Source organism: Micromonospora hortensis (genome assembly GCF_022230935.1).
Taxonomy (GTDB): domain Bacteria; phylum Actinomycetota; class Actinomycetes; order Mycobacteriales; family Micromonosporaceae; genus Micromonospora; species Micromonospora hortensis.
In genome coordinates, this window is record NZ_JAKKFE010000041.1 from 24526 (window position 1) to 31594 (window position 7069).

General features: G+C 71.8%; 9 protein-coding genes. 1 reads left to right on the plus strand and 8 read right to left on the minus strand.

Going from position 1 to position 7069, the window contains the following annotated elements; translation table 11 throughout:
- The 8 genes from lepB to proS all read right to left on the minus strand — a co-directional run bounded on the left by lepB (window position 1) and on the right by proS (window position 5976).
- Complete coding sequence (gene lepB / locus NIE111_RS25650; protein WP_238686886.1) at window positions 1-870, minus strand: signal peptidase I; 870 nt, start codon at window positions 868-870, stop codon at window positions 1-3.
- A gap of 183 nt (window positions 871-1053) precedes the next feature.
- Complete coding sequence (gene rplS, locus NIE111_RS25655; RefSeq protein WP_030335223.1) at window positions 1054-1410, minus strand: 50S ribosomal protein L19; 357 nt, start codon at window positions 1408-1410, stop codon at window positions 1054-1056.
- 143 nt (window positions 1411-1553) lie between these two features.
- The gene (gene trmD / locus NIE111_RS25660; protein WP_238686887.1) at window positions 1554-2327 is read right to left on the minus strand and encodes a tRNA (guanosine(37)-N1)-methyltransferase TrmD; all 774 of its coding nucleotides are present in this window, start codon (window positions 2325-2327) and stop codon (window positions 1554-1556) included.
- Between the two features lie 11 nt (window positions 2328-2338).
- Complete coding sequence (gene rimM / locus NIE111_RS25665) at window positions 2339-2920, minus strand: ribosome maturation factor RimM (protein WP_238686888.1); 582 nt, start codon at window positions 2918-2920, stop codon at window positions 2339-2341.
- A complete protein-coding gene (locus NIE111_RS25670; protein WP_186718042.1) occupies window positions 2920-3180 on the minus strand; it encodes an RNA-binding protein in 261 nt (86 codons plus the stop codon). The genes rimM and NIE111_RS25670 overlap by 1 nt, the downstream gene beginning before the upstream one ends.
- Complete coding sequence (gene rpsP / locus NIE111_RS25675; RefSeq protein WP_238686889.1) at window positions 3155-3670, minus strand: 30S ribosomal protein S16; 516 nt, start codon at window positions 3668-3670, stop codon at window positions 3155-3157. Before rpsP ends, NIE111_RS25670 begins: the two co-directional genes overlap by 26 nt.
- Window positions 3671-3899: 229 nt before the next feature.
- Window positions 3900-4520, minus strand: a complete 621-nt coding sequence (locus NIE111_RS25680; RefSeq protein WP_238686890.1) for a ribonuclease FAU-1 family protein — start codon at window positions 4518-4520, stop codon at window positions 3900-3902.
- Window positions 4521-4569: 49 nt separating this feature from the next.
- A complete protein-coding gene (gene proS / locus NIE111_RS25685; protein WP_238686891.1) occupies window positions 4570-5976 on the minus strand; it encodes a proline--tRNA ligase in 1407 nt (468 codons plus the stop codon).
- A gap of 238 nt (window positions 5977-6214) precedes the next feature.
- Between proS and NIE111_RS25690 the strand changes: the two genes are divergently transcribed.
- The gene (locus NIE111_RS25690; RefSeq protein WP_238686892.1) at window positions 6215-6811 is read left to right on the plus strand and encodes a TetR/AcrR family transcriptional regulator; all 597 of its coding nucleotides are present in this window, start codon (window positions 6215-6217) and stop codon (window positions 6809-6811) included.
- Window positions 6812-7069: the final 258 nt, after the last annotated feature.

Consider the following 7069-nt stretch of genomic DNA (forward strand, 5'->3'; position numbering starts at 1 on the left):
CTACGTTGCCCGGCTGGACGCCACCGTCCGGAACGCGCGGGAACCCCGTAGCGCGGCTGCCAACGGAAGCATCAGCAGCACACCGCCCTGCGGGGTCGGTCGCGCCGGAGGCGCAGCGGGGGACGCCGTGGCCGGCCCGGAGACGTCCTCGAACGTCGACGGCACCGACAGCGCGCTCCACCGCGACGACGGCCAGACCACCATGAAGGCCCGGCCGACCACGTTGTCGATCGGCACCGGCCCCTGGCAACGCGCGTCCTGGGAGACCTCGCGGTGGTCACCCATCACGAAGATCTGACCGGGTGGCACGACGATCTCGTCGAAGCGCCGGGAGCGACACTCCGCCGGGTTGGGTGGCAGGTCCAGGGGTGAGTCCCGCAGGACGTACGACTCGTTGAGCGGGATGCCGTTGACTGTCACCCGGCCCTGGCTGTCGCAGCACTTGACCCGGTCGCCGGGGAGACCGATCACCCGCTTGATGAAGTCCTTCTCGCCGGGGCGGCTCACCCCGACCAGGTCGCCGACGGTACGGGCGAGCCGGCCGCCGACGCCGGGCTTCGGCTGCTCGTCGACCTGCGGCGCCCAGCGGTCGGTGCCCCGGAAGACCACCACCTCGCCGCGCAGCGGGTCACGAACGTCGTAGACGACCTTGTTGACCAGCACCCGGTCACCGACGAGGAGGGTGTCCTCCATCGAGCCGGACGGAATGAAGAACGCCTGGAGCAGGAAGGTGCGGATCAGCACCGCGAGGCAGAACGCGACCACCAGCAGCAGCGGCAACTCCTGCCAGAGAGGCATCTGCCGGCGGGTGCGGCGAGCCCGTCGGCGCCACGGATCGACGGTGCCGTCCTCGTCAAGCGTCTGCACCACGCCACTCCCCGGTCCGCAGAAAACACCACCGCCCGGGAGCCTCGTCGAGGCTCCACGGGCGGTAGTGGACAACTACCCGCCACCTGGGCGGGACCGCCGCCTCGCTGCGCCCGTATCGACCAGGGTAATGCGCTCTGGTCAGTACGGCATACGCGCAGCTCGGGCGGCGTGGCGAGCGGGAAGTCAGCTGGGCTGCTTCTCCCGCTTCTCCTTGATCTTGGCCTTCTTGCCGCGCAGCTCGCGCAGGTAGTAGAGCTTGGCGCGACGCACGTCACCGCGGGTCACGACCTCGATCCGGTCGATGCCCGGGCCGTTGAGCGGGTAGGTCCGCTCGACGCCGACACCGAAGCTGACCTTGCGGACCGAGAAGGTCTCGCGCAGACCGTCACCCTGGCGGCGGATCACGACGCCCTGGAAGATCTGGACACGGGACCGGTTGCCCTCGACGACGCGGGCGTGCACCTTGACGGTGTCACCGGCCCGGAAGTCGGGAAGGTCGGTCCGCTTCGACTGGGCGTCAAGGGCGTCCAGGATGTTCATCGCTGCGTCCTCGTAAGGCTCACGGCGCACCGTCACTCGGTGCGCGGGTGGGTGATTCTGATTCCCGGGTGGTGATCGGCGGACCGACCCCGGTCGGGGATCCTCGCAGCCGACCGCGGGCGCGGACGGATGCGGCAACCCCCCTACTTTGCCACATCCCCCGGCGGAGGTTGAAATCCGGCCTGGTCCAGGGCCGCGATGTCCCGTTTGTCGAGCCGATCGGCCGGCAACGCGGCCAGCAGGTCCGGCCGGCGGGCGGCCGTGCGCAGCAGACCCTCCTCGCGCCGCCAGCGGGCGATCTTGCCGTGGTCACCGGAGCGGAGCACCTCCGGCACGTCGTGCCCACGCCAACTCGGCGGCTTGGTGTAGATCGGCGCCTCCAGCAGCCCGTGCGCGTGCGACTCCTCGTCCAACGAGCCCGCGTTGCCCAGCACCCCCGGCAGCAGCCGGGTGACCGCCTCCAACATCACCAGGACCGCGACCTCGCCGCCGAAGAGCACGTAGTCACCGAGCGACACCTCGGTGACCGGCATCCGAGTGGCGGCGTGCGCCAGGACCCGCTGGTCGATCCCCTCGTAGCGGCCGCAGGCGAAGAGCAGATGCGACTCGGCCGCCAACTCGTACGCCATGGCCTGGGTGAAGGGGGCACCGGCCGGCGACGGCACCAGCAGCCTTGGCGGTGGGGCGTCGATCGGCGCGAGGGCGTCCAGTGCCTCACCCCACGGCTCGGGGCGCATGACCATTCCCGGCCCGCCACCGTAGGGGGTGTCGTCGACGGTGCGGTGCACGTCGTGGGTCCAGGTCCGCAGGTCGTGCACGGCGAGTTGGAGTACGCCGTTGGCCCGCGCCCGCCCGATCAGCGACAGGTCCAGCGGGGCGAAGTACTCCGGAAAGATCGACACGACGTCGACGCGCATGCGGGCTGGTCCTAAAGGTCGAGCAGTCCGGCTGGCGGGTCGACGATCACACGTCCGCCGGCCAGGTCGACCTCCGGAACGATCGCCCGGACGAACGGGATCAACGCGGTACGCCCCTCGGGGCGCCGCAGCACCAGCAGGTCGGACGAGGGCGCGTGGTCGATGCGGGCGACCTCGCCCAGGTGTTCGCCGGCCGGGGTCACCACAGCCAACCCGACCAACTGGTGGTCGTGGAACTCCTCCGGGTCGTCCGGTGGGGTCACGTCGGCGCTGTCCACCACGAGCAGCGTCCCGCGCAGAGCCTCGGCGGTGTTGCGGTCCGGGATGCCCTCGAACGCGATCAGCACCCGACCCTGGTGGAAGCGGGATTCCTCGATGGTCAGCTCTGCGGGAACCCGGAACGGCACCCCGGGCCCGTCCGCAGGCGTCGCCCCCGGCTCGGTGCTGCGCGCAGGCGGGGGTGTCGCCCCCGGCTCAGTGCGCAGCACTGTGCCGGGGGCGAACCGTGCCTCGGGCTCGTCGGTCCGCACTTCCACGGTGACCTCACCGCGGACACCGTGCGGCTTGCCGATCCTGCCGACGACGAGCTGCATCAGTACGAGTCGACGATGTCGACGCGAACCCCGCGCCCGCCGATGGAGCCGATCACCTGGCGCAGCGCCTTGGCGGTCCGGCCGGACCGCCCGATCACAGTGCCAAGGTCCTCGGGGTGCACGCGGACTTCGAGCCGCTTGCCCCGACGGGAATCGACAAGCCGCACCCGGACGTCGTCCGGGTGGTCGACGATGCCCTTGACCAGGTGCTCCAACGCCGGACGCAGTGGCATGTCAGGCCTGCTCACCGGCGTCGGCAGCGGCCGGCGCCTCGGCCGGAGCCTCGGTCTTCGGAGCCTCGGCCGCCGGAGCCTCGGCCGCCGGAGCCTCAGCGGGAGCCTCGGTCTTCGGAGCCTCGGCAGCCTTGGCGGCCTTCTTGGCCGGCTTGGCCGGGGTCTCCGGGGCGAGCCCGGCGGCGGCCTTCGCCTCAGCCTCGTACGTCGCCTTGCGGTCGGCCCGCTCGGGGGCGACCAGGAGCGGCGGCGGGGCCGGCAGGCCCTTGTACTTCTGCCAGTCACCGGTCAGCTCGAGCAGCCGCTGCACCGCCTCGCTCGGCTGAGCGCCGACGGACAGCCAGTACTGGACCCGCTCCGACTTGACCTCGATGATCGAGGGGTCTTCCTTGGGCTGGTAAATCCCGACGAACTCGATCGCCCGACCGTCACGCTTGGTGCGGGAGTCGGCGATGACGATGCGGTACTGCGGGTTGCGGATCTTGCCCATCCGCAGGAGCCGGATCTTTACGGCCACAGTTGTTTCGCTCCTGTTGCGATCTCACCGGCCCAGGCGGGCGGTGTGCATGGGTGAGCGCCGACCGGACCCGTGGGGTTGGGCCGGAGACTACTCGGTGGACTGGCGACGTGCCCGGGTTAGAGGGCGCCGGACGCGCGCCGGATACCAGCGACCCATTCTGCCAGATCCGCTGCCGATCGCACGCATCGGACCCGGACACCGCATCGTCGGTGACCTGGAACACGACTCAACGCACCGGCGGACGGTCCCATCCCGGCGGAAGCTTGTCCGGTACGCCCCACTCTGGTGGGGGTGCGAAGTCACACCAGGTGCCGTCGAACGGGAACTCGCCAGCCTCGGCGAGCGCGATCACCCGCTCCCCCTCGGCGCGGACCGCCTTCTCGTCGGTCACCCAGTAGTCGGCCCCGAAGGCGAGCCGCTCGACGAACTCGCCCTCGTCCTTCCACTCCCAGCTGCGGTCCGGCCACACCACCACGTCCAGGTCCTGGTCCACCACGTCGACGCCGGCAACCGAGCCGTCGTCCCAGCGGACACCGGGCTCCTCGAGGTTCACGTACCAGTGGGCGAACCGGCCCTGGGCGTCCCGGAACCACCAGACGGAGTGCGCCGCCCCGGTGGGCAGGAACTTCAACAGCGGCGGGCCGTTCCAACGTCCCTCCGCCAACCGGTACGTCGACGAGATCCACTCGGCGAACGGCATCGCCCGCATCCCCAACCCGGCCTCGGTCACCTCGTGGGCCACCGGCGAGTCCCGGGCGATCCAGACCAGCAACCCTCGATCGTCGTCGCTGACCACGCGGGCCGGCCGAACCCATCCGATCCGGCCGTGCCGCACGTTCCGATGCATGATCAGCCGACCCGGCGCGAACCGGTCGACGGGGTTGCCCGGCCGCACCTCAGTAGGCGCGGGCGAGGATGGCGACGAGATCCGGCTCGTCCTCCGAGTCCGGTACCGAACCGTCGGCGCGCAACAGGCAGCGCACCGTGACGCCCTGGCCGTTCGCCTCCGCCTCACCGGCGACGCCGATCGCCGACCAGGGCACCCGCGCCCAGCCGGTCGCGGCAGCCTCGATCGCCTCGGCCAGGGTGGCCACCTCCACGGTGCGGGACTCGCGGTTGGCCAGCGCCTGGTCGTGCAGCACCTGCTGGTCGGTCTCCAGGGCGGCCAGCACCGCGGTGACCACGTCCGCCACCGGCGTCGGGGTCTTCGAGCCGTCGGTCCGACGCACCACCGTCGCGTTGCCCACGGCCAGGTCACGGGGGCCGACCTCGACGCGTACCGGATAGCCGCGCAGCTCGGCGTCGACGGCCCGGCGGCCGAACGGGGTGTCGGTCCGGTCGTCGAGCGCGACTCGGACACCGGCGTCGCGCAGGCCGTCGCGCAGCTTGGCCGCCGCCTCGCCGACGCCGTCGCCGTCCTTGACGATCATGACGTACGCCTGGATCGGCGCGAGCCTCGGCGGCACGCGCAGGCCGTTGTCGTCGCCGTGGGCCATGATCAGGCCGCCGAGCATCCGCGTGGACGTGCCCCAGGAGGTCGTCCAGGCGTGCTCCCGGCCGCCCTCCTTGGAGGAGTAGCTGATGTCGAACGCCTTGGCGAAGTTCTGGCCCAGCTCGTGGCTGGTGCCCAGCTGCAACGCCTTGCCGTCGCCCATCATGCCTTCGCAGGTGTACGTGGCCGTCGCCCCGGCGAAGCGCTCGCGCGTCGTCTTCAGGCCGACCACCACCGGAATGCCGATCACGTTGACCATCAGGTCCTCGTACGCCTCGTGCAGGATCCGCCGCGCGTACACCCGGGCGTCCTCACGGGTGGCGTGCGCGGTGTGCCCCTCCTGCCAGAGGAACTCGCTGGTACGCAGGAAGATCCGCGGACGGAGCTCCCACCGGACCACGTTCGCCCACTGGTTGAGCAGCAGCGGCAGGTCCCGGTACGAGTCGATCCACTTGGCCATGAACTCGCCGATGACCGTCTCGCTGGTCGGACGCACCACCACCGGCTCGGCCAGGGGCTTGCCACCACCGTGGGTGACGACCGCCAGCTCCGGCGAGAAGCCCTCGACGTGCTGCGCCTCGCGCTTGAGGTAGCTCTCGGGGATGAACAACGGGAAGTACGCGTTCTCCGCACCCGCCGCCTTGATCCGAGCGTCCATCTCCGCCTGCATACGCTCCCAGATCGCGTAGGCGGCCGGTCGGATGACCATGGTGCCGCGAACCGGGCCGTTGTCGGCCAGCTTCGCCTTGGCGATCAGGTCCTGGTACCAGCGGGGGAAATCCTCCGCACGGGGAGTGAGCACGCGTGCCATGACCGCACATCCTATGCGCCGCTCGTCAGGGCGGTGCGCTCGGGCGCGGCATCGTCGGCATCCGCCGTCAGGACCTTCCTCGATCGGCACGCCGGAGCGGCTCGCACCCCCGAGCCCGAGGCCCCCGATCTGGCACACCGGGCCCCGAACCGGGTGCGCCGGGTGACCCGACACCGGCAGCCGACCAGCCCGATCGCCGACCGGTCCGGCCGACACGCCGGCCTACACTTCGACCACCATGATTGAGCAGAGGAGCCCTACGCCGGTCCGGACCGGCATCGTCGACGCCGCCCGCGCGCTGACAGTCGCGACCGGATGGGACGGCGTCCGGATGGGTGCCGTCGCGAACGCCGCCGGGGTGAGCCGACAGACCGTCTACAACGAGTTCGGCAGCAAGGCAGGGCTGGCCGAGGCGCTCGCCCGCGCCGAGGTGGACCGGTTCGTCGGCGCCGTCCGGACCGCTCTGCTCGCCCACGGCACCGATGTACGCGCCGGCGCGTACGCGGCTATCGCGCACACCCTCACCACCGCGGCCGAAAACCCACTGATCAAGGCGATCCTGACCAGCGCCCGGGGCGGCTCGGACGAGCTACTGCCGTACCTCACCACCCGGGCCGAGGTGGTGCTCACCGAGGCGTCCGGCGCTCTGATCGACTGGGCCGGCGACCACCTGCCCGGAGCGGACCACGCCGCGCTGGCCTTCGCCGCCGACACCATCGTCCGCCTGGTGGTCAGCCACATCGTGCTCCCCCGTGAACCGATCGAGCAGACCGCCACGTCCCTCGCCGACCTTGCCGTACACCTCTTCAGCGCCGCCGCCCGCCCAGCCCCCTGACCCCGCGGCCCGCGCAGGCCGCTCGCGCGTCCCCGCAGCCCGGGCACCCCGCACACCCGCCCGGCACGTCCCCGCACCCCGCACACGCCGCGCGCCCGCGCTCCCCGCACCCCGCACACGCCGCCCGCCCGCGCGTCCCCGCACCCCGGGCACCCCGCACCCCCGCACCCCGCGCACCCCGCACGTCCGCCCGCGCGTCCCCGCAGCCCGGGCACTCCCGCAGCCCGCACCTCGCAGCCCGCACCCCGCACCCCGCAC

Coding starts and splice junctions, on each gene's coding strand:
- rplS (WP_030335223.1), bottom strand. CDS start 1,410: ATGAACATCCTGGACGCCCTTGACGCCCAGTCGAAGCGGACCGACCTT.
- trmD (WP_238686887.1), bottom strand. CDS start 2,327: ATGCGCGTCGACGTCGTGTCGATCTTTCCGGAGTACTTCGCCCCGCTG.
- rimM (WP_238686888.1), bottom strand. CDS start 2,920: ATGCAGCTCGTCGTCGGCAGGATCGGCAAGCCGCACGGTGTCCGCGGT.
- NIE111_RS25680 (WP_238686890.1), bottom strand. CDS start 4,520: ATGCATCGGAACGTGCGGCACGGCCGGATCGGATGGGTTCGGCCGGCC.
- proS (WP_238686891.1), bottom strand. CDS start 5,976: ATGGCACGCGTGCTCACTCCCCGTGCGGAGGATTTCCCCCGCTGGTAC.
- NIE111_RS25690 (WP_238686892.1), top strand. CDS start 6,215: ATGATTGAGCAGAGGAGCCCTACGCCGGTCCGGACCGGCATCGTCGAC.